Below are 20,581 nucleotides of genomic sequence, written 5' to 3'. Positions count from 1 at the left end.
GAGACTGCGATGAAGCGTTTTCTGTGGATGTCTGTTTCCGTGGTGGCGTTGGTGTCCAACGTCGCCCTCGCGAGCGAGGACCTGGCGAAGGCCAAGGGCTGCACGGCGTGCCACATGGCGACGCGGAAGCTGGTCGGTCCCTCCTACAAGGACATCGCCGACCGCTACGCGCAGCAGAAGGGCGTGGAGGACACGCTGACGGAGCGCGTGCGGAAGGGCAGCCGCGGTGCCTGGGGCGCCATCCCGATGCCGGCGAACGCCAAGCTGACGGACGAGGAGGCGCGCGCGCTGGTGAAGTGGATCATGACGCAGAAGTAGCGCGCGGAAGGGGCAGCGCAGCTGCGGCGGCCCGTGGCTTCTCTCGCCGTGGGACGTCCGGTATAGACCGGGGCCATGGCGTTCATCGCGTTCTCCACCATCAAGGGCGGCGTCGGCAAGACGACGCTCTGCTCGCATGTGGCGGCGGCCCTCGCGGATGCCGGCCGGCAGGTGCTGCTGCTGGACCTGGACCCGCAGGCCCATGCGTCACTGGTGCTGGGGCTGGAGACCCGGGACGGCCCGTGCGTGGGGGATGCGCTCGGGCCTCGACCCAAGCACACGCTGGCGCAGGTGGTGGTGCCCTCGCCGAAGCGGCCCGGCTTGTTCATCGCCCCCGCCGCGCCGCGCATGGCCGCCCAGGAGCGCGAGCTGTTCCAGTGGGGCCACCGCCTCCAGGCGATTCCCCGCGCGCTCAAGACGCTGGGGTGGACGCCGGACATCATCCTCGCGGACACCCCGCCCAGCATCGGCGCCTACACCGAGGCCGTGCTCGCCGCCGCGGACCTGGTGGTGGCGCCCGTCCCCACCGGCGCCTTCGCGCTCCAGGGCCTGGGAGAAATCGAGGCCGCCTGGCGTGACGTCCGAGAGCAGGGCGGGGAGCTGGTCGCGGTGGTGAACCTGTGGGATCGCCGCACCACCGCCACCAACGAGGCCATGGAGGGCGCGCTGAGCGAGTCCACGGTACCCGTGCTGCGGGCGCGGATTCCTCGCTCGGAGTCCATCAACCAGGCCGGGCTGGGCTACGAGGTGGTGTTCGACACGAGCCCCCAGGCGGCCGGCGTGGAGGAGCTGCGCGCCCTGGCGCGGGAGCTGGAGAAGCGCGTGGGCTCGCGCTGAAACGACAACGGCACCGTCCGCCGCGAGGGCGCACGGTGCCGTCCAGGGAAGGCCGACTCAGAGGTTGTAGTGGCCCGCGGCCTCGGGCTGGTAGGGCACCGCGACGATGCGCAGCCGCTTGGAGCGCCCGCCCGGCAGGGGCCAGGTGATGGTCTGCCCCACGGACAGGCCGATGAGCGCGCTGCCGATGGGGGCCAGGACAGAGATGCGACCGTCGTCGCTGCTGGCGTCGCGCGGGTAGACGAGGGTGACCTCGCGGCGCTCGCCCGTCTGCTCATCCTCGAAAACGACCTTGCTGTTCATCGTCACGACGTCGGGCGGCACGTCCGTTGAAGCGACGACGCGGGCCCGGGTCAGCTCCGCGTCCAGCATCTCCGCGAACTCGGCCGTGCGGCCACCTCCGCTGTGGTCCACCACCTGGCGCAGGCGCTCCAGGTCGGTCTCGGTCACGATGAGGGACTGTTCGCTGCTCATGTCACGGGCCTCCTGTGGGAGGGAGTAGGGGTTAAACCCAATTTAACTGTGTGGGCCACACTTTATTCCCGAGTCGCCCCACGGGGCGATCCAGATGTGCCGTCCCCCTCAGAAGGCGCAGTCCGCGCCCCGGGTGGGCAGCGCGGAGCGCCCCCCGGAAAGATAGGCATCGCAGGCCTTGGCGGCCTCGCGGCCGTCGGACAGGGCCCAGACGATGAGGCTGGCGCCCCGGCTCGCATCGCCCGCGCAGAATACGCCCTCCGCCGACGTGGCGAAGCGCGCGTCCACCTGCACGGTGCCCCGGGGCGACAGCTTCACGCCCAGCTCCTCGGACAGGGGGCCCGTCTCCGGTCCGGTGAAGCCCATGGCCAGCACCAGCAGGTCCACCTCGAAGGTCACCTCGGTGCCGGGGCGCTCGACGACGCGGGGCAGGGCGCCGGGCTCGCGCTGGAGGTCGACCTCCACGGCGTGCAGCGCCTGGAGCCGCCCGTCATCGCTCCCCGTCAGCCGCTTCGTCATCAGCGCGAACCTGCGCTCGCCGCCTTCCTCCTGGCTGGTGGACGTGCGGAAGATGAGCGGCCACTTCGGCCACGGGTTGCCTTCACCCCGGGCCGCGGGCGGCGCGGGAAGCAGCTCCACCTGCCGCACGCTCTTCGCGCCCTGCCGCAGCGCGGTGCCCAGGCAGTCCGAGCCCGTGTCGCCGCCGCCCAGCACCACCACGTGCCGGCCGGCCGCGTCCAGCCGTGGGTCCTTCTCGCCGTGCCCCGAGACGCGCCGGTTCTGGTGCTCCAGGTACGTCATGGCCTGGACCACGCCGGACAGCTCGCGCCCGGGCACCTCCAGCTCGCGAGGCCGCCGGGCGCCCAGGGCCAGCACCAGGGCGTCATGCTTCGCGCGCAGCTCGCGGTAGCTCACGGCGCCGCCCACGTCCACGCCGGTGACGAAGGTGATGCCCTCCGCCTCCATGAGCGCGATGCGCCGGTCCACCACGGACTTCTCCAGCTTGAAGTCCGGGATGCCGTAGCGCAGCAGGCCGCCGGGCCGCGCGCCCCGCTCGTACACGGTGACGGCGTGGCCGGCCGCGTTGAGCTGCGCCGCCGCCGCCAGGCCCGCGGGCCCGGAGCCCACCACGCCCACCGTCCTCCCCGTGCGGCGCGCCGGGGGCCGGGGCTTCACCCAGCCCTCGGCGAAGGCGCGCTCGGCGATTTCCTTCTCCAGCTGCTCGATGGTGACCGCGTCCCGGTCGATGGCCAGCACGCACGCGGCCTCGCACGGCGCCGGGCAGAGGCGGCCCGTCATCTCCGGGAAGCCGTTGGTGCGGCTGAGCAAGTCGTACGCCTCGCGCCAGCGGCCCCGGTACACGGCCTCGTTGAAGTCGGGGATGAGGTTCCCCAGGGGACAGCCCTGGTGGCAGAAGGGGACGCCACAGTCCATGCAGCGGCCGGCCTGGCGCTTCGCCTCGTCCGGGGCCAGCGGCAGCGCGAACTCGCGCCAGTCGTTGAGCCGCTCCGCCTTGTCCCGCTTGTGCGCGTGGACGCGCTCCCACTCGATGAATCCCGTCGGCTTCCCCATGGCTCAGGCCCTCCCCGCCGCGGACTGTGCCAGCGCCGCCGAGGCGGATTCCGGTGGTCTGCGGGCCGCGCGCCGCGCCTGGAGCACCCGCTTGTAGTCGGTGGGCATCACCTTCACGAAGCGCGGCACCATCAGCTCCCAGTTGTCCAGCACCCGCCGCGCCAGCGCGCTGCCGGTGTGGTGCAGGTGGCGCTCCACCATGCCGTGCACGAGCCAGATTTCGGACTCGTCCACCAGCGACTCCAGCTCCACCATCTCCAGGTTGCAGCGCTGCCGGAAGGACTGCTCGCGGTCGAGCACGTAGGCGATGCCGCCGCTCATGCCGGCCGCGAAGTTGCGCCCGGTGGGGCCCAGCACCACCACCGCGCCGCCCGTCATGTACTCGCAGCCGTGGTCGCCCACGCCCTCCACGACGGCCTGCGCGCCGCTGTTGCGCACCGCGAAGCGCTCGCCCGCGAGTCCCCGCAGGTACACCTCGCCGGCCGTGGCGCCGTAGAGCGCGGTGTTGCCCACCAGCACGTTCTCCTCGGGCGTGAAGCGGCTGGCCTGCGGCGGGTAGACGATGATGCGCCCGCCCGACAGGCCCTTGCCCACGTAGTCGTTGGCATCGCCCTCCAGCTCCAGCGTCACGCCCTTCACCAGGAACGCGCCGAAGCTCTGGCCCGCGGAGCCCTTCATGCGCACGTGGAGGCGGCCATCCGGCAGGCCCTGGCCGCCGTGGCGCCGGGCAATCTCGCCCGACAGCAGGGCCCCCACGGCCCGGTGGGTGTTGGCGACGGGCACGTTCAGCAGCATGGGCGGGCCGCCGTCCAGCACCGCGCCCGCGTCGCGCAGCAGCGTGTGGTCCAGGTGGTCCGACACGTCCTTGACGCGCGGCGCGGCGCAGTGGCGCGGCTCACTGGCCGGCGCGGCCGGCGCGGCGAGCAGCGCGGACAGGTCCACGCGCTTCGCCTTCCAGTGGTCCACCGCGGGGCGTTGCTTCAGCAGGTCCACGCGGCCCACCAGCTCCGCCAGCGTGCGGGCGCCCAGCGCCGCCATCCGCTGGCGCAGGTCCTCCGCGATGAGGAGGAAGAAGTTCACCACGTCCTCGGGCTTGCCCTGGAAGCGCTCGCGCAGCCCCGCGTCCTGCGTGGCGATGCCCGCCGAGCACGTGTTGAGGTGGCACTTGCGCAGCATGACGCAGCCCACGGCCACGAGGCTGGCGGTGGCCATGCCGAACTCCTCGGCGCCCAGCAGCGCGGCCACCAGCACGTCGCGCGCGGTGCGCATGCCGCCGTCCGCCTGCACGCGGATGCGCGAGCGCAGGCCGTTGTGCACCAGCACCTGCTGCGTCTCCGCGAGGCCCAGCTCCCACGGCAGGCCCGCGTGCTGGATGCTGGACAGCGGCGAGGCGCCCGTGCCGCCCTCGTAGCCGGAGATGACCACGCAGCTGGCGCCGGCCTTGGCCACGCCCGCGGCGATGGTCCCCACGCCCACCTCGCTCACCAGCTTCACGCTGACGCGCGCGGACGGATTCACCGACTGGAGGTCGTAGATGAGCTGCGCCAGGTCCTCGATGGAGTAGATGTCGTGGTGCGGCGGCGGGGAGATGAGCGTCACGCCCGGCGTGGACCAGCGCACGCGGGCAATCCGCTCGTCCACCTTGTGGCCGGGGAGCTGGCCGCCCTCGCCGGGCTTGGCGCCCTGGGCCACCTTGATCTGGAGCTCGTCCGCGTTGACCAGGTACTCGGTGGTGACGCCGAAGCGCGCGCTGGCCACCTGCTTGATGGCGCTGCGCCGCAGGTCGCCATTCTCATCGCGGAGGTAGCGGCGCGACTCCTCGCCCCCCTCGCCGCTGTTGGAGCGCCCGCCCAGCCGGTTCATGGCGATGGCGAGCGTCTCGTGCGCCTCCGCGCTGATGGAGCCGAAGGACATGGCGCCGGTGACGAAGCGCCGGGCAATGGAGAGGGCGGGCTCCACCTCCTCCAGGGGAACGGGCGTGCGGCCCTCGTGGCAGACCTCCAGCAGCCCGCGGAGGTTGCAGTGCTCGCGCGTCTCGTCGTCCGCCAGCCGCGAGTACTCCGCGAAGGTGGCGGCGTCATTCGAGCGCACCGCCGCCTGGAGCTTTGCGATGGTGGCCGGGTTCCACTTGTGCCGCTCGCCCAGCCGGCGCCAGCGGTACTGGCCGCCCACGGGCAGCATGCCCGCTTCCGCGTCCGCCTCCGGGCCGAAGCCGCGGGCGTGGCGCTCCCGGACCTCGCGGCCCAGCTCGGGCAGCCCCACGCCTTCCACGCGCGACGCCGTGCCGGTGAAGTGCCGCTCGATGAGCGAGCGCTGGAGCCCCACCGCCTCGAAGAGCTGCGCGCCCCGGTAGGACTGGAGCGTGGAGATGCCCATCTTCGACATCACCTTGAGCAGGCCTTCCTCCACGGCGTGGATGAAGCGCTCCTGCGCCTTCTCCGCGTCCACCGCCAGCTCGCCGCCGTCCGCCAGGGCCCGGAGCGTGTCCAGCGCCAGGTATGGATTCACGGCCGCGGCGCCGTAGGCGAAGAGGCACGCGAAGTGGTGCACCTCGCGCGCTTCCGCGGTCTCCAGCAGCAGTCCCGCGTACATGCGGATGCCGTCGCGCACCAGGCGCTGGTGCACCGCGGACATGGCCAGCAGGGCGGGGATGGCCGCATGCGCCGCGTCCACGCCACGGTCGCTGAGCAGCAGGATGCTGGCGCCCGCGTCCACCGCCTCCACGGCCTCGTTGCAGAGCTTCTCCACCGCCGCCTCGAGCGCGCCCTCGCCGCTGTCCAGCGGGTAGAGGAGCGACAGGCGGCGCGTCTCGAACAGGCCGTCGTCGTTGAGGTTCGCCAGTCGTGCGAGCTGCCCGTTGGTGAGGATGGGCCCGGGCAGGGACAGTCGGTGACACTGCTCCGGCGTCTCCTCGAAGGTGTTGCTCTCCGGGCCGAGCGCGGTGGCCAGCGTCATCACCAGCGACTCGCGCAGCGGGTCGATGGGCGGGTTGGTCACCTGCGCGAAGAGCTGGTGGAAGTAGGAGAAGAGGCTGGGCGCCTGGTCGCTGAGCACCGCCAGCGGCGTGTCCGTGCCCATGGAGCCCACGGGCTCCTTGCCCGTCTCCGCCATGGGCGTGAGCACCGAGCGCACGTCCTCGGCCGTGTAGCCGAAGGCGCGCTGGGCTCGCCAGAGTTCCTCGCCGCGCAGCCGCACCGGGGCCGGGACGGCGGGCAGGTTGTCGAAGGTGTAGACGTTGCGCTGGAGCCAGCGCCGGTAGGGCCAGCGCGTGGTGATGTCGCGCTTGACGTCCTCGTCCTCCAGGATGCGGCCCTCGGTGGTGTCCACCAGCAGCATGCGGCCCGGCGTGAGGCGGCCCTTGCGGCGCACCTGCGAGGGAGGCACGTCGATGACGCCCATCTCCGAGGCGAGGATGATGCGGTCATCCTCGGTGACGAGGTAGCGCGCGGGCCGCAGGCCGTTGCGGTCCAGCGTGGCGCCAATGAGCTGGCCGTCGGTGAAGGCGATGGCCGCGGGGCCGTCCCAGGGCTCCAGCAGCGCGGAGGAGTACTCGTAGAAGGCGCGCCGCTCGTCGGCCATCAGCGCGTCGCCCTCCCAGGCCTCCGGAATCATCATCATCAGCGCGTGGGGCAGGGTGCGGCCGCCCAGGTAGAGCAGCTCCACCATGTTGTCGAACTGCGCCGAGTCGCTCTTGCCCGGGACGATGATGGGCTGGAGCGCCTCCAGGCTGCCGCCCAGCCGCGCCGTCTGGAGCAGCCCGCGCCGCGCGGTCATCCAGTTCCGGTTGCCGCGCATGGTGTTGATTTCACCGTTGTGCGCGATGAAGCGGAACGGCTGCGCCAGCTCCCACGTGGGGAAGGTGTTCGTCGAGAAGCGCGAGTGCACCAGGCCCAGCGCGCTCACGAAGTCCGGCTGCTGCAGGTCGGAGTAGAACCGCGGCAGGTCCACCGGCAGCATCAGCCCCTTGTAGACGAGCGTCTCCGACGACAGCGAGGCGACGTGGAAGCGCCCGCTGGGGTCCACGCCGCGCGCCTGGATGAGGTTCTCCGTCAGCTTGCGGATGCGGTAGAGCTTCCGCTCGAAGGCACTGGGGACGACGCGCCGGCGCGCCACGAAGAGCTGCCGGATGACGGGCGCGGCCTCGCGGGCCACGGGGCCCAGGTGCTCCGGATGCACGGGGACGTCACGCCAGCCGAGCACGCGCTGGCCTTCCTGTACGACGACCTCCTCGAAGGCGGCCTCACAGGCGGCCCGGGCCTCGGGCTCGGGCGGGAGGAACACCTGACCCACGCCGTAGTGCCGGCGCGGCGGGAGGGTGAAGGGGAACTTCGGGGACTCGCGCTCGAAGAAGCGGTGGGGAAGCTGGACCAGGATGCCGGCGCCATCACCCGTCTTGGGGTCCCGTCCGGCGGCCGCCCGATGACTGAGCCGGTTGAGGAGCTCCAGCGCGTCCTCGACGATGCCTCGCGAGCGCTCACCCCTCAGGTGGGCCACGAAGCCCACGCCACAGGCGTCATGCTCGGTGTCGGGCTCATAGAGGCCATACCGACCGGGGCGGAATGCCGACATCAAGAGTCCCCTTTCCCGACGACGCGGGTAGTCATCAATGTTGTGCCGCAACACGCTAACGCGCTGCGTTGGCTGGCGTAAAGGGAGGGCCCGCCCCAGGCGGAATGGCGGGCGGGAGAAGGAGGGACCTGGCTGGCCCAGCATGAACTACAGTGCCGCGCGCTGTCGCATTCCGGCGGTGGCCATGGGCTCCGACGCTCGGATGCCGCACCGCGTGAGGTCGCTTCCATGCCGTACACGCCGATCATCGGCACGCTCGGTTACGTGATGTCGCCCGACGGGCAGCGGGTGCTGCTCATCCACCGCAACGCCCGCCCGGATGACGCGCACTACGGCAAATTCAACGGGTTGGGCGGGAAGCTGGACCGCGACGAGGACGTGGCCGCCTGCATGCGCCGGGAGATTCGCGAGGAGGCGGGCATCGAGTGCACGCAGCTGGTGCTGCGCGGCACCATCTCCTGGCCCGGCTTCGGCAAGCACGGCGAGGACTGGCTGGGCTTCGTCTTCCGCATCGACCGCTTCGAGGGGACGCCCCTGGAGCGCAACCCGGAGGGTTCGCTCTCCTGGGTGCCGGTGGCGGACATCCAGAAGCTCAACCTCTGGGACGGGGACCGGCACTTCCTGCCGCTGGTGTTCGATGCAGACCCTCGCCCGTTCCACGGCGTGATGCCGTACGCCGGCGGACGGGCGCTGAGCTGGAGCTACAGCCGCTTCTAAGTGGCCGCTGCGACAGCGCTTTTCTGGCGGCGTCCCCGAAGCGGCGCGCCGGGCGGGCGTCCTTCCGGGCGTAGGAGAATTCACTCGGCGAGCATTGACGGATGCGAGCGCTGGGGATATCCACGGCATCAGTGAAAGTGAGAACGATTCTCAATTTCGAGCCTTCGATGCCTGCCCCGGAAGCTGCTTCCGTGGCGGCGGTGAAACCCGCTGGGGCGCTCTTCCGCATGGGGGAGTCCGCCACGGCGGAGGGTTTCTGGAGCCGGTGGAGCGGGGCCTGTGTCATGGCCGTCGTGCTCCACGCGGGTGTCGTGGCGGCCGCGCTGTCGGTGACGCCGACGCCGCCGAAGCCGGTGGTGCGCGAGGAGCCGGAGCTGGTGCTGCTGGCCCTCGCAGCGCCGCCGCCCCCGCCGCCCGCCGGCGGTGGTGCGCCGCAGCAGGCGCCCGCGAAGAAGGACGTCCAGCGTCAGGCGCGCCCCCGGCCCATGCAGCGCGTGGTGCCGGCCCCCGTCCCCCGGCCGGAGCCGGTGGCGGAGGTGAAGCCTGAGACGCCCCCCGAGCCGGAGCCCGTGCCCGAGCCGGAACCCGTTGCCGAGCCCCAGCCCGAGGTGGCGCAGGCGCAGCCCGCGGACAGTGGCGCCGCGTCCGCGATTGGTGGGGTGGTGGGCGGCGTGGTCGGTGGTGTCGTCGGCGGCACGAAGGGCGGAATCGTCGGTTCCACGGCGGTTGGTGGCACGGGCGACGCGCTGAGCCTGAAGCAGGTGATGCGCCCTCCCACCGTCCTCAAGTCGGTGACGCCGGATTACCCCCGGCTCGCGAAGCAGCGGAACATCCAGGGTGTGGTGGTGGTGCGCGTCATCGTCGGGACGGATGGCCGGGTGGAGCCGGAGCACACGAAGGTGATGCGCTCGGTCCCCGCGCTCGACGCGGCGGCCATCGAGGCCGTCAACCAGTGGCGCTTCACGCCGGCGCTTGGCCGCTCGGGAAAGCTGGCCCGCGTCATCATCGACATCCCCGTCAATTTCTCGCTGAGGTGAGCACCGGCGCGGTGTCGCGCCGGGGTTGCCCAGTGTTGCTCGCGGGCGCACCGGCCCGCGCCGAAGCCGTTTCATGCGCACCTTTCGAAACATCATCTTCTGGATTCATCTCATCGTTGGTGTCGCCACCGGGCTGGTGATTGGCATCATGTCCTTCACGGGCGTGGTCCTCGCCTTCGAGAAGCAGATCATCGAGTGGGCGGAGCGCGACATGCGGACGGTGCAGGTACCGTCCCCCGGCGCGGCCCGGCTCCCCGTGGAGGAACTGGTCGAGCGCGTCCGCGCCGTGCGGAAGGACGGGCAGCCCTCGGGCGTGACGGTGTTCCCCGATCCGGCGTCCGCGGTGCAGGTGAGCATCGGCCGGGGCGCGGTGGTCTACGTCAATCCGTACACCGGCGAGGTGCTGGGCAACGGGGCGGAGGGCGTGCGTGGCTTCTTCCAGTGGAACGTGCAGCTCCACCGGTGGCTCGCCGCTGGCGGTGACAACCGCGCGGTGGGCAAGGCGATCACCGGCGCGAGCAACGCGGTGTTCCTCTTCCTGGCCATCTCCGGCCTGTACCTGTGGTGGCCGCGCAAGTGGACGCTGCGGGCCATGCGGCCGTCGCTGTGGTTCCGGCGCGGGCTGAAGGGCAAGGCGCGCGACTGGAACTGGCACAACGTCATCGGCTTCTGGACGCTGCCCGTGCTCATCGTGCTCATCGCGTCGGGCATGGTCATCTCGTACAAGTGGGCGTCCAACCTGGTGTTCACGATGACGGGCAACACGCCGCCCGCCACCCAGGGGCCGCCGGGCTCGGCGACGGTGAAGGTGCCCGCGCCCGAGGTGGAGACGCCGCGCAAGTCCGCGGACGCGCTCATCGCCGAGGCACAGAAGACGTCGCCCACCTGGGCGTCCGTCACGCTGCGCCTGGGCGGCGGGGCGCGCGGCGGTGCCGCACCCGCGCAGGGCGGTCGCGACGGGGCGCAAGCCGATGCTCCGGGCGCGAAGGCTCGGGACGCGCGTGGTGGCAGCGACGATGCTTCGGGCGCGCAGGCCACGGCGCCCGCTGAGCGCGACGGGCGTGCCGGCCGGGAAGGCGCGCCGGGCAAGGGGGCGCGCGGTGAAAAGGGAGACTCGGGCGGTGTCGACGCCGTGGCGCTAACGATCCGCGAGACGGATGCGTGGCCGCCGTTCGCCTCCAAGCAGGTGTCGCTCAACCCCTTCACCGGCGAGGTGGCGAAGGTGGAGGGCTACGCCGACTACAACAGCGGCCGCAAGCTGCGCAGCTGGCTGCGCTTCCTCCACACGGGCGAGGCACTGGGGTTGCTGGGGCAGCTCGCGGCCGCCATCGCATCGCTGGGCGGCGTGTTCCTGGTCTACACGGGCTTCGCCCTGGCCTGGCGCCGGTTCTTCCCCCGGCGCCGGACCCAGACGTCGCCTCGCGAGGAGGCCGCCGCGCAGTCCGACGCGCAGACCGAGCCGGTGGCCTGACGGCATTCAGCCCGCCTCGTTCCCACGCACGAGCCGGGCACCTGCGACAGCGCCGAGGAAGGCGTCAGGTCCGGTCCTTGCGGACCGGCACCTTCCGGCCGCGCAGCGTGGCGTTCTTCAGCGCGGCGATGATGCGGTTGGCCTCGGACTCCGGCACCTCCACCAGCGAGAAGGTGTCGCCAATCTGGATGGCGCCAATCTTCGAGGAGTCGACGCCCGCCTCGCCGGCGATGGCGCCCACCAGGTCCGCGGGGCGCATGCCCGCGTGCCGGCCCGCGCCAATCCACAGCCGGGTGACGTCCCATGTCGGAGGCGCCCCGCGGGACTTCGGGCCGCGGTCCGGGCGTCCAGGCCGTCCCGGAGGCGCGCCGAACTTGCCCGGCCGCTCGCGCCGCTCCTGCGGCGGCGGGACGTTGGGGATCTCCGTCTCCTCGGTGTCCCGGCCCTCGTCCTGGGCCTCCTGGAGGAGCTTCACGGCCGCGGCGGCGATGTCCATCGCGTCGTACTCGCTGGCCAGTCCCTCCACCACGTTGCGGAAGGCGTCGAGCTCGCCGGCCACCAGCGTCTCGCGCAGGGAGGCGCGGAGCATCTCCTGGCGCTTCTCGCGCATGTCCGCGACGGTGGGGACGGTGGCCACTTCGATGCGCTGGCCGGTGACGCGCTCGATGTTGCGCAGCAGGCGGTGCTCACGCGGCTCCACCAGCGTGATCGCCACGCCCTCGCGGCCGGCGCGGCCCGTGCGGCCGATGCGGTGCACGTAGGCCTCGGGCGCGTTGGGCACGTCGAAGTTCACCACGTGCGACAGCCGGGGGATGTCCAGGCCGCGCGCCGCGACGTCCGTGGCCACGAGCAGGTCGGTGCCCTGGGACTTGAGCTGCTTGATGACCCGGTCGCGCTGCTCCTGCGTCATGCCGCCGTGCAGGGCGTGGGCGCGCCAGCCGCGGCCGTTGAGGGACACCGTGAGGTCGTCCACCTCGGTGCGGGTGCGGCAGAAGATGATGGCGGCGGTGGGGGACTCCACATCGAGCAGGCGGCCCAGGGTGGCGATCTTGAAGGCGCGCGGGACGACATAGGCCGTCTGGCGGACGCGGGGCATCTCCCCCTGTTCCACCTTCTCGCGGGCGATCTTCACGCGCACGGGCTCTTGCAGGTGGCGCTCGGCGATGCTCGCGATGCGCGGGGGCAGCGTCGCGGAGAAGAGGGCCGTCTGCCGGTCCTCGGGCGTGCCGGAGAGGATGGCCTCCAGGTCCTCGGCGAAGCCCATGTCGAGCATCTCGTCGGCCTCGTCGAGGACGACCATGCGCACGTCATCGAGCTGGAGCGTGCCCCGGCGCAGGTGGTCCAGCGCGCGCCCGGGCGTGGCGACGACCACGTCCACGCCGCGCTTGAGGACGCGGAGCTGCTGGCCGATGACCTGGCCGCCGTACAGGGGCAGCACGGAGATGCCGAGCTTCTGGCCGTAGCGGTGGATGGCCTCGGAGACCTGCATGGCCAGCTCGCGCGTGGGGACGAGCACCAGGGCGGAGGTGGTGTTGGGACGGCACGCACCGGGCGTCACATGGTTGAGCAGGGGCAGGGCGAAGGCGGCCGTCTTGCCGGTGCCGGTGGCGGCGATGCCGAGCAGGTCCTTCCCGGCCAGGAGCGGCGGGAGGGCAGCGGCCTGGATGGGCGTGGGCTCCTCGTAGCCGAGTGTGCTGAGTGCCTCGACGAGCTCGGGCTTGAGGCCCAGGGACTCGAAGGTGGCGTCGGACGTGGCGGGGGGCTGGGGGGCTTTCACGGCCGGGGCTTGTACCACCGGCTTCGGCCGGGTGCGCCCCCAGAATCGCGGGGGGCGCTCGCCCTGAACAATCCGGTCAGTCCTTCCAGAGCACCTTCCAGGGGTGCTTGCGGAGGTCCGTCACCAGCATGCGCAGCTCCTCGTACAGCGTGCCGTCCTGGAGTACGGCGCCCGCGGTGCCCTCTCCGGCCTCCAGCTTCGCCAGCACCCGGTCCGCCCGGGCCGCGATGCTCTCCAGCTGCCCCGACGCCGCCGTGAGGCGCTCCAGGGCGAGCTTCACCCGCGCGCCGTCCTCGGGGCCCAGGGGGCCCGTCACGGCCGCCAGCCCGTCCAATGTCGTCTCGGCGGCCTTCGTCAGCCCCGGCAGGTCCCTGCGCACCAGCGCCGCCACCGCCGAGGCGTCGTCGAGCATCCGCGCGCCCTTGCCACCGGGCTGGAAGGCCTCGCGCGCGAGGCCGGCGAGGTGACGCAGGTCCTTCGAGGCCGCCGCCAGCTCCGTCGCGAGCACCTTCACGTCGCCCCGGTTCTCCGTCAGCATCTGGTCCAGGGTCCGCGCCAGGCGGGACACATTCGCCGCCAGGCCCCGGATGGCCTCCGGGTCCTCCTCCAGCATCTGCGACAGCAGGTCCACGAAGCGCGTGAGCTGCTCGGCCAGCACGTCCAGCCGGGGCGCGTCCGTTCCCCGCACGGCCACGCCGGCGGGCAGCCGCTCCGGCGCCGAGCCCGGGTTCAGCTCCAGGTACGGCTCGCCCAGGATGCCCACCGTGGCCACCGTCACCCGCGCGTCCTTGCGCAGCGCGCCCACCGCCTCCGGCGACACCGCGAGCTCCATCCGGACGGGCAGGGGGCGCCCCTGCGCGTCGCGCCGCTCGGGCTGGAGCTGGATGTCCTGCACGCGCCCCACCTGCACGCCGCCGAGCTTCACCGGGGCGCCCTCCACCACGTTGCCCGTGTGGCCGAAGTCCACGGCGAGCCCCGTCTCCGAGCCCAGCTTCAGCTCGCCCATCAGCCACAGCAGCACCAGCACGCCCACGAGGGTGGCCAGCACCAGGGCGCCCACCTTCAGCTCCAACCGTCGCTCATCCATCCGTCGCGCCCTCCATGAATGGCGCCGTCAGCACCCGCAGCTCGGGCGCGGAGGACTCCAGGAAACCCTCCGGCGTGCCCAGGTACGCACACTGCTTGTTCGCCACCACCAGCACCCGGTCCGCCAGCGCCTTCAGCTGCCGGTAGTCGTGGGACACCACCATCCCTCCCAGGCCCCGTGCCTTCAGCGAGGCGAGGACCTCCTCCACCTGGCTCGCCGCCTTCCGGTCCAGGCCCGTCGTCGGCTCGTCGAAGAGGAGATAGCGCGGCCCGAGCACCAGCGCCCGGGCGATGGCGGTCCGCTTCTTCGCGCCGGGGCCCAGCTCCGGCGGCAGGCGGTCCGCCCAGTCCAGGAGGCCCACCTGCTCCAGCGCCGCGTCCACCGCGTCCGCCGAGGCGCTCGGGTCCGCGAGCCGCACGTTCTCCCGCAGCGTGCGCCAGTCCAGCAGCGCCGGCCCCTGCACTAGGTAGGGCGCCTGACGGCGCAGCCGCACCAGCTCGCGCTCGGGCCGCGAGTCCACGCGCTCCCCCCAGAGCTCCACCTGGCCCGCGTCCGGGCGCAGCAGGCCCACGGCCAGCCGGCACAGCACGCTCTTCCCGGTGCCGCTGGCGCCCGCGATGAACGTCAGCTCCTTCGTGGAGACGTCCGCGGTGAGGCCGGCCAGCACGCGCCGCCGCCCCTCGTCGAACGCGACGTGGACGTCCCGGAAGCGCAGGGCCTCGCTGTCGGGAAGGGACGGGGTGGGAGACATGCGCGGAGGCTCGTTCACAGGCGCAGGAGCTGGAAGGCGAGGGACACCGCGAGGTCGATGAGCAGGCAGCCCAGGCTGGCGGCCACGACTCCGTCTGTGGTGGCCTCGCCCACGGCCTCGGCGCCGCCGCGTGCCTTGAGGCCCGCCACCGCCGCCGCCAGGGGGATGTAGAGGCCGCAGCCTGCGGACTTCAGGAGCGCGCCCAGGATGTCCCAGCCGTCCACGTAGCGCGGGTCCATGAACGCCCGCCCGTCCACGCCGAACGCGAACTGCGCCACCGCCGCCGCGGACAGCGTCGCCGCGATGGTGCCCAGCGTGCACAAGAGGGGAACCCCCAGCACCCCCGCGAACACCCGGGGCGCCACCAGGTCCGCGTACGGATCGCCCGCGGACATCTCCAGGGCCTCCACCTGCTCGTTGACGCTCATGGTGGACAGCTCCGCCGCGTGGGCGGCTCCCGCGCGCGACGCCGTCAGCAGCGCGGAGACCGCGGGGCCCAGCTCTCGGATGAGCAGCTCGAAGTACGCGGGCCCGAGGACAGCCACGTTGCCCACGAAGCGCCGCGCCTGGCTGTTGGCGATGGTGACGAGCACCGCGCCGAAGAACGCCATGCCGGACATCACCAGCCACACGCTGCGCCCGCCCAGCTCGTGGAGCTGCGCCAGCGACTCGCGCCAGGGCACGCCGTCCCGGGTGGAGGCCCTCACCGTGCGCGCCAGCATCACCGCGGGCGCGCCGAAGAACGTGAGCACGCTCATCCCATCCACCCCGCGAGCACGGAGGTCAGCACGAAGTCGAGGACGAAGATGGCCGCGCAGCCCTGCACCACCGCGCTCGCCGCGGCCTGTCCCACGGCCTGCGCGCCGCCCCGGGCCGAGAGGCCCACCGTGGTGGACAGCAGGGAGATGGCCAGCCCGAAGGTGCCCGTCTTCACCACGCCTCCGAGGATGTCCAGCGGGCCCAGCAACTGGGCGAAGGTCCCGAAGAACACGCGCACCGGCAGTCCCAGGGTGAAGAGGGCGGCCACGGACTCGAAGAGGATGGCCACCATGAAGGTGAAGCTGCTCAGCGCCAGCATGCTGACCTCCATGGCCACCACGCGCGGGGCGACGAGGATGGCGAAGGGGTCCAGGCCGATGCCGCGCAGCCCTTCAATCTGGCCGCCCACCTGCATCAACGCCAGCTCCGCCGCGTTCCGCGCCCCGATGCGCGCCGACATGATGAGGCCGAGCAGCAGCGGGCCGAACTCCCACAGGACGCCGTAGCCCGCCGCCCAGCCGAGGAAGGCCCGCGCGCCGAAGCGCTGGACGTAGATGCCCGACTGCAGGACCACGATGACGCCCGCCAGCGCCGCGGTGGCCAGGGCCAGCGGCAAGGAGCCATAGCCGAACTGCACCAGGGCCCGGCCCAGCTCGCGGCGCTCCAGCTTCGGCAGCGCCAGCAGCGTGCGGCCCACGACGAGCCCGAGCGCCCCAGTACCGCGCACGGCCCCGAGGCTCATGCGTCCCAGTCCCGTCAGGAGCGTCATGCGGGCACCTCGCAGTGGCTCCGCCGTCTCGGGGCCCTGTGCGGGGGCGAGCCTCGCATGCCGTCCAGGTGCTGATTCCCCGTGGGGGCCGGCAGGTCCGACCCTGGGCTCTGGGCGCACCCGCCCTTTCGCATCAGCTGCCGCGTCACGCCGGCACCTCGTCCGGTGCGTCCTCCAGCTCGGGGGCGGGCGCCCCGTCATGGACCAGCCGTCCGCCGCGGAAGTACAGCCACCGGGGCAGGGGCAGGTCCGCCGGGGCCTCCGTCGCGACGACCAGCAGCGTGCCGCCCTTCGACACCTCCAGCAGCACCCGGGCCACCTGCCGGGCCGTGCCTGGGTCCAATCCCGCGAAGGGGTCATCCGCCAGCACGACGGAAGGCCGGGCCGCCAGCGCGCGCGCAATGCCAGCGCGCTTCTTCATGCCGCCGGACAGCCGCTCCGGCAGCGTCCCCGCGGCATCCGCGAGCCCCACCGCGCGCAGCACCTCGTGGGCGCGGGCCCGGGCCTCGTCCTCGGGGACGTGGCGGCGGGTGAGGGGCCGCATCACGTTCTCCAGCACCGTCATCGAGTCGAACAGGGCGTCTGTCTGGAACACCATGCCGAAGCCGGCCTGCCGCTCCCGGCGCTCGGCGGGAGAGAGCCGTGCCGCGTCCTGTCCGTCCCACAGCACCCGGCCCTGGGTGGGCTGCACGAGGCCGGCGAGGGCCTTCACCCACGTCGTCTTCCCCGCGCCCGAGCGCCCCAGCACCAGCGCCTGCGTCCCAGCGGGCAGCGCGCAGGTCACCCCGGACAGCACCTGTCGCGCGCCGTACCGCACCGAGAGGTCATCCGTGCGCAGGTCCATGGTGACGGTCCGGAGCCTCCCGCCGACTCAGGGCCGCCAGCGCACGAGTACGCCGTCGGAGCCCGCGGCCCAGAGGTCCGTCGGTCCCGTGCCCTCCAGCCCGAAGATCGTGCTGGGCGGGGTGGAGGCGATGGTCCACGTCTCGCCGTTGAAGAAGTGGATGTCGTCGGTGCCGGAGCTGACCGCATAGACGGCCTTGCTGCCAAAGGCCACCACCCGGCGGATGTCCGCGGTGAGGTTCGACGGAAGGGTGAGCTGGGGCTTGACGCTCCACGTCGTCCCGGACCGCTCCAGGAGCAGACCGGAGTCACCCACGGCGACGGCCCGCGTCGGCGAGAGCACGTCGATGTCGTACAGGAACCCTCCGGACGGCAAGGTCCCCAGGTCCTCCCGCGTCCACTCGGTGCTGCCGGGGGCGGGCGCGCGCCAGATGACGGGCTGGTTGACGCCACTCACGTTCGTGGCGCCAACCGCGAGCAGCGTCTCGGGGCTCGTGCCATTGATGGACCGCAGGTTGTCGAAGACCTGCACGATGAGCTCGGGCTCGGCCTGCGTCGGCGCGCCCTCCTCGTAGACCCACCGGATGATGCGGCCCGCGCTGTCCACCGCGAACAGCGTCACGCGGCCGCCGTCCTCGAAGCCCACCATGCCGTTGAGTCCGGCCTCGCCGGGGCCCTGGACCGGGGCGCATGCACCGGTGTCGGTGGGCAGGCGGGTGGTGAGCACGCCCGCGCTCGAGCCCAGGAACACGCGGCCGGTGCTCGTCGTCCAGGCCGAGCTCCAGGCGCCGGCGCAGCTGGCCACCAGCGAGAGGGTGTCTCCGTCCACGTGGGCGACCTGGCCGCCGTCACCCGCGAGCCAGCCCTTGTTCGCGCCGTACGGTGCCACCGCGCGCCAGACCGCCGAGGGCGGCGTTCCGGCCGCGACGGTCCACGCCCCCGGGTCGCAGCCGGTGAGCCCTTCGTCCACCTCGCCATCGCAGTCGTTGTCCAGCCGGTCGCACACCTCGGTCGCGGTGCTGGACGCGAAGCGCGAGCTCTCGTCGCAGTCCGTGTTCTCCGCCACGGCACCCACCGGCGGGTCCGCGCACCAGAAGCCCGCGGAGGTGCCCGCGTGACCGTCGCCGTCCTCGTCCACGAACCACTCCTGGGGCACCAGCGCGCTCACGCACTCGGTGGACGCCTGGTCGGCGGTGCACTGCTTGTTGCCGTCGCAGTTCTGCGCGGTGCGGCAAACGGCGCCCACGTCGAACGGGGCGTTGTCGATGGCCCCATCGCAGTTGTCGTCCCTCCCGTCGCAGACGAGCTCCTCCGACCGGGGGAAGACGTTCGCGTCCTGGTCGTTGCAGTCCCCGCCCTCCTGCACGTAGCCCGGGGGCGGGTTGCAGGAGAGGTTCGGAAGGGCGAGCGGGTCGCCGAACCCATCGCCGTCCGCGTCGAGGTAGTAGGTCGCGCCGCCCGGGGCGTCGGCCTCGCCGTTGACGCAGTTGTTGTCCACGCCGTCGCACACCTCCGTGGCGCCCGGGTGGATGGCCGGATCGGCGTCGTCGCAGTCGGAGCCCGGGTACTGTCCCTCGGCGTCGACGTAGCCGTCGTCATCCAGGTCCAGGGCGCGCAGGGCGAGCTGGACGTCCGCGGTGCCCACCTCGGGCACCTGGGCCGTCACTTCCTGCCGCGCCACGACGGGGCCGTTGCAGGAGCGCTCGTTGGCGCTGGCGACGAGGCGCAGGTTCCGGCTCCAGCCCTCGCGGCCCAGGATGGCCACCGTCCGGATGTCGCTGCGGGCCTCCGGGTCCACGCGCACGTCCGTGGACTCGGTGCGCGAGGGGTCCTGCTCGTCCGTGACCGTCAACGTGAGGCAGGCGGGGCGGAACGTGGCATACGAGACGAGCACCCGGAGGGCGCCCGCTTCAGGTGGGTCCTCCTGCTTCCGGCAGCCGGAAACGGAGGTCAGCGCCACAAGAACACACCCCATCTGGAATAAACGCATCGGCCGAGCATTCCCGGACGCTTGGTGGCGCCCGCAATCTTTCTACAGTGAGCTACGGAACCCAGGAGAACTCGACGCCACCCATAGTCCGTTGCGCTGGCCAGCGTCCAGCCGCCGAATCGTCATAGCCCCCTCTCTCCACCTCCGTTTATATGGCGCGCCGAACCGCCCCCCGAGGCCCGAGCACCCCTCGCCCGTACATGCCCAGACCTTGTCGTCACGCCTTCACCGTGCCCCTCTGTGCCTGGCTCGCCCTGTCCACGACCGAGGCCGTGGGCCAGCAGCCCGAGGCCCCAGGCGCCACTCCCGCCGCCGAGGATGTGCCCGCCGGCCCGCAGCCGTCGCCCTCCGAGCCCAGGCCCGCGACGGGCGGTCCGCTGTCACTGGAACAGGCGGTGGCGCTTGCCGCGAAGCGTAATGAGGTGGCCCTGGCCGCCGAGCAGCAGTCCGAGGCCGCCAGGGCCCGGCTGGCTCGGGCCCGGGCCTTCTTCTTTCCGGAGCTGACGGGGACGGGGACCTACACGCGGCGCCTGTACGAGGTGACGCGCGAGGTGGGTGGCCAGACGGTGGTCATCCAGCGCAACAACGCGCTCAACGCCAACTTCGTGGCCAGCATGCCGCTGTTCGACGCCCGCGGCATCTTCCTCTATCGCGCGGCGCGTCGTGACGGTGACGCGGCGGAGCTGGAGGCGGTGGAGGCCCGGCGGCAGGTGGGCTTCGAGGCCGCCAACGCCTTCCTCTCCACCCTGGCCCAGGAGCAGGTCTACCGGGCCGCCGAGCAGCGCCTCGCCTTTGCCCGGCAGTCGCTCGAGGACGCGGCCGCCCGCGCCAAGGCGGGGCTGGCGAGCACCAACGACGTGACGCGCGCGGAGCTGGAGGTGGCCAGCGCCGAGGTGCAGTTGACGAATGCGCGCAACGCCGCGCAGACCACCCGCCTGGAGCTGGGCTACCTGCTGGTGTCTCCGGTGGAGGGCACCCTGGTCGCCCCGGACACGCTCCTGACGGATGCCAGCCGGCCGCTGGAGGCGCACGATGCCGTGGCGACGGGCGCGGTGGACCGCCGCCCCGACATCCTGGCGGCCCGCCTGCGCGTGGACGCCCTGGACGAGAGCGCCAAGGAGCCCCTGGCGCGCCTGCTGCCGGCACTGAACGCGACCGCCACGTACCGGCTCACCAACGAGGCGGGCCTCGCGGGCCGCACGGGCGACGGCTTCCTGGGCATCAACCTGGTCTGGAACTTCTTCGACGGCGGCGAGCGCTACGCCGAGCGCCGCGAGCGCGTGGCCCTCCGGAAGGCCGCCGAGCTGCAGCTCCAGGCCTCCACCCGCCGGGTGGACGTGGACATCGAGCAGGCGAGGGTGGCACTGGAGAACGCCCAGGCCGCCCTGGCACAGAGCGACCTGGCGGTGCGCACCGCGAGGCAGAACGCGGAGGAGCAGGGGATTCTCTACCGTCAGGGGCTGTCCACGGCGCTGACGGTGGCGGATGCCTCGCTGCGGCAGTTCGAGGCCGAGGTGGCCTACGCCCAGAGCCGGTTTGCCCTGGGCGTGGCGCTGCTGGGGCTGCGTGCGGCTGTCGGACTCGACCCATTGGGGAATGAACCGTGAAGG

General features: G+C 72.5%; 16 protein-coding genes. 6 read left to right on the top strand and 10 right to left on the bottom strand.

Annotated features, from left to right (window positions below; translation table 11 throughout):
• The first annotated feature begins 9 nt into the window (after positions 1 to 9).
• A complete protein-coding gene (locus VZL07_RS35320; RefSeq protein ID WP_426752341.1) occupies positions 10 to 318 on the top strand; it encodes a c-type cytochrome in 309 nt (102 codons plus the stop codon).
• Positions 319 to 393: 75 nt separating this feature from the next.
• Positions 394 to 1,155 (top strand): ParA family protein, encoded by a 762-nt coding sequence (locus VZL07_RS35315; RefSeq protein ID WP_426752340.1) that lies wholly within the window; start codon positions 394 to 396, stop codon positions 1,153 to 1,155.
• A gap of 57 nt (positions 1,156 to 1,212) precedes the next feature.
• Here the strand turns inward: VZL07_RS35315 and rnk are convergent, their stop codons facing one another.
• The 3 genes from rnk to gltB form a co-directional block, all read right to left on the bottom strand.
• The gene (gene rnk / locus VZL07_RS35310; RefSeq protein WP_426752339.1) at positions 1,213 to 1,629 is read right to left on the bottom strand and encodes a nucleoside diphosphate kinase regulator; all 417 of its coding nucleotides are present in this window, start codon (positions 1,627 to 1,629) and stop codon (positions 1,213 to 1,215) included.
• A gap of 108 nt (positions 1,630 to 1,737) precedes the next feature.
• Positions 1,738 to 3,201 (bottom strand): glutamate synthase subunit beta, encoded by a 1,464-nt coding sequence (locus tag VZL07_RS35305; protein WP_426752338.1) that lies wholly within the window; start codon positions 3,199 to 3,201, stop codon positions 1,738 to 1,740.
• A 3-nt stretch (positions 3,202 to 3,204) separates the two neighbouring features.
• Positions 3,205 to 7,770 (bottom strand): glutamate synthase large subunit, encoded by a 4,566-nt coding sequence (gltB, locus tag VZL07_RS35300; protein WP_426752337.1) that lies wholly within the window; start codon positions 7,768 to 7,770, stop codon positions 3,205 to 3,207.
• A gap of 228 nt (positions 7,771 to 7,998) precedes the next feature.
• Here gltB and VZL07_RS35295 point away from each other — a divergent pair, with 228 nt between their 5' ends.
• The 3 genes from VZL07_RS35295 (at position 7,999) to VZL07_RS35285 (ending at position 10,995) form a co-directional block, all read left to right on the top strand.
• On the top strand, positions 7,999 to 8,487 hold the full coding sequence (locus tag VZL07_RS35295) for an NUDIX hydrolase (RefSeq protein WP_426752336.1): 489 nt from the start codon (positions 7,999 to 8,001) through the stop codon (positions 8,485 to 8,487).
• A 167-nt stretch (positions 8,488 to 8,654) separates the two neighbouring features.
• Entirely contained in the window at positions 8,655 to 9,524 is an 870-nt protein-coding gene (locus tag VZL07_RS35290; protein ID WP_426752335.1) for an energy transducer TonB, read from the top strand.
• Positions 9,525 to 9,597: 73 nt separating this feature from the next.
• Positions 9,598 to 10,995, top strand: coding sequence for a PepSY-associated TM helix domain-containing protein (locus tag VZL07_RS35285; RefSeq protein ID WP_426752334.1), 1,398 nt, complete (start codon positions 9,598 to 9,600; stop codon positions 10,993 to 10,995).
• Between the two features lie 64 nt (positions 10,996 to 11,059).
• On the opposite strand, the gene VZL07_RS35280 is transcribed toward VZL07_RS35285, so the two are convergent.
• From VZL07_RS35280 to VZL07_RS35250, 7 genes are all read right to left on the bottom strand, one after another.
• Positions 11,060 to 12,772 (bottom strand): DEAD/DEAH box helicase, encoded by a 1,713-nt coding sequence (locus VZL07_RS35280; protein ID WP_426752333.1) that lies wholly within the window; start codon positions 12,770 to 12,772, stop codon positions 11,060 to 11,062.
• A 76-nt stretch (positions 12,773 to 12,848) separates the two neighbouring features.
• Complete coding sequence (locus VZL07_RS35275; RefSeq protein WP_426752332.1) at positions 12,849 to 13,859, bottom strand: MlaD family protein; 1,011 nt, start codon at positions 13,857 to 13,859, stop codon at positions 12,849 to 12,851.
• Positions 13,852 to 14,610: an ABC transporter ATP-binding protein gene (locus VZL07_RS35270; RefSeq protein ID WP_426752331.1), complete on the bottom strand. Its 759-nt coding sequence runs from the start codon at positions 14,608 to 14,610 to the stop codon at positions 13,852 to 13,854. Before VZL07_RS35270 ends, VZL07_RS35275 begins: the two co-directional genes overlap by 8 nt.
• A 14-nt stretch (positions 14,611 to 14,624) precedes the next feature.
• Positions 14,625 to 15,368, bottom strand: a complete 744-nt coding sequence (locus VZL07_RS35265) for an MlaE family ABC transporter permease (protein ID WP_426752330.1) — start codon at positions 15,366 to 15,368, stop codon at positions 14,625 to 14,627.
• Positions 15,365 to 16,138, bottom strand: coding sequence for an MlaE family ABC transporter permease (locus VZL07_RS35260; protein ID WP_426752329.1), 774 nt, complete (start codon positions 16,136 to 16,138; stop codon positions 15,365 to 15,367). The genes VZL07_RS35265 and VZL07_RS35260 overlap by 4 nt, the downstream gene beginning before the upstream one ends.
• Before the next feature lie 145 nt (positions 16,139 to 16,283).
• Entirely contained in the window at positions 16,284 to 16,982 is a 699-nt protein-coding gene (locus VZL07_RS35255; protein WP_426752328.1) for an ABC transporter ATP-binding protein, read from the bottom strand.
• A 27-nt stretch (positions 16,983 to 17,009) separates the two neighbouring features.
• Complete coding sequence (locus VZL07_RS35250; protein WP_426752327.1) at positions 17,010 to 18,941, bottom strand: MopE-related protein; 1,932 nt, start codon at positions 18,939 to 18,941, stop codon at positions 17,010 to 17,012.
• 230 nt (positions 18,942 to 19,171) lie between these two features.
• Between VZL07_RS35250 and VZL07_RS35245 the strand changes: the two genes are divergently transcribed.
• Complete coding sequence (locus VZL07_RS35245; protein ID WP_426752326.1) at positions 19,172 to 20,578, top strand: TolC family protein; 1,407 nt, start codon at positions 19,172 to 19,174, stop codon at positions 20,576 to 20,578.
• The last annotated feature ends 3 nt before the right edge of the window (positions 20,579 to 20,581 follow it).

This window comes from Pseudomyxococcus flavus (assembly GCF_050038885.1).
In the GTDB taxonomy this organism is placed as follows: Bacteria; Myxococcota; Myxococcia; order Myxococcales; family Myxococcaceae; genus Myxococcus; species Myxococcus flavus.
The sequence above is the reverse complement of the archived record's forward strand: the minus strand, read 5'-3'. Positions and strand labels throughout refer to the sequence as shown.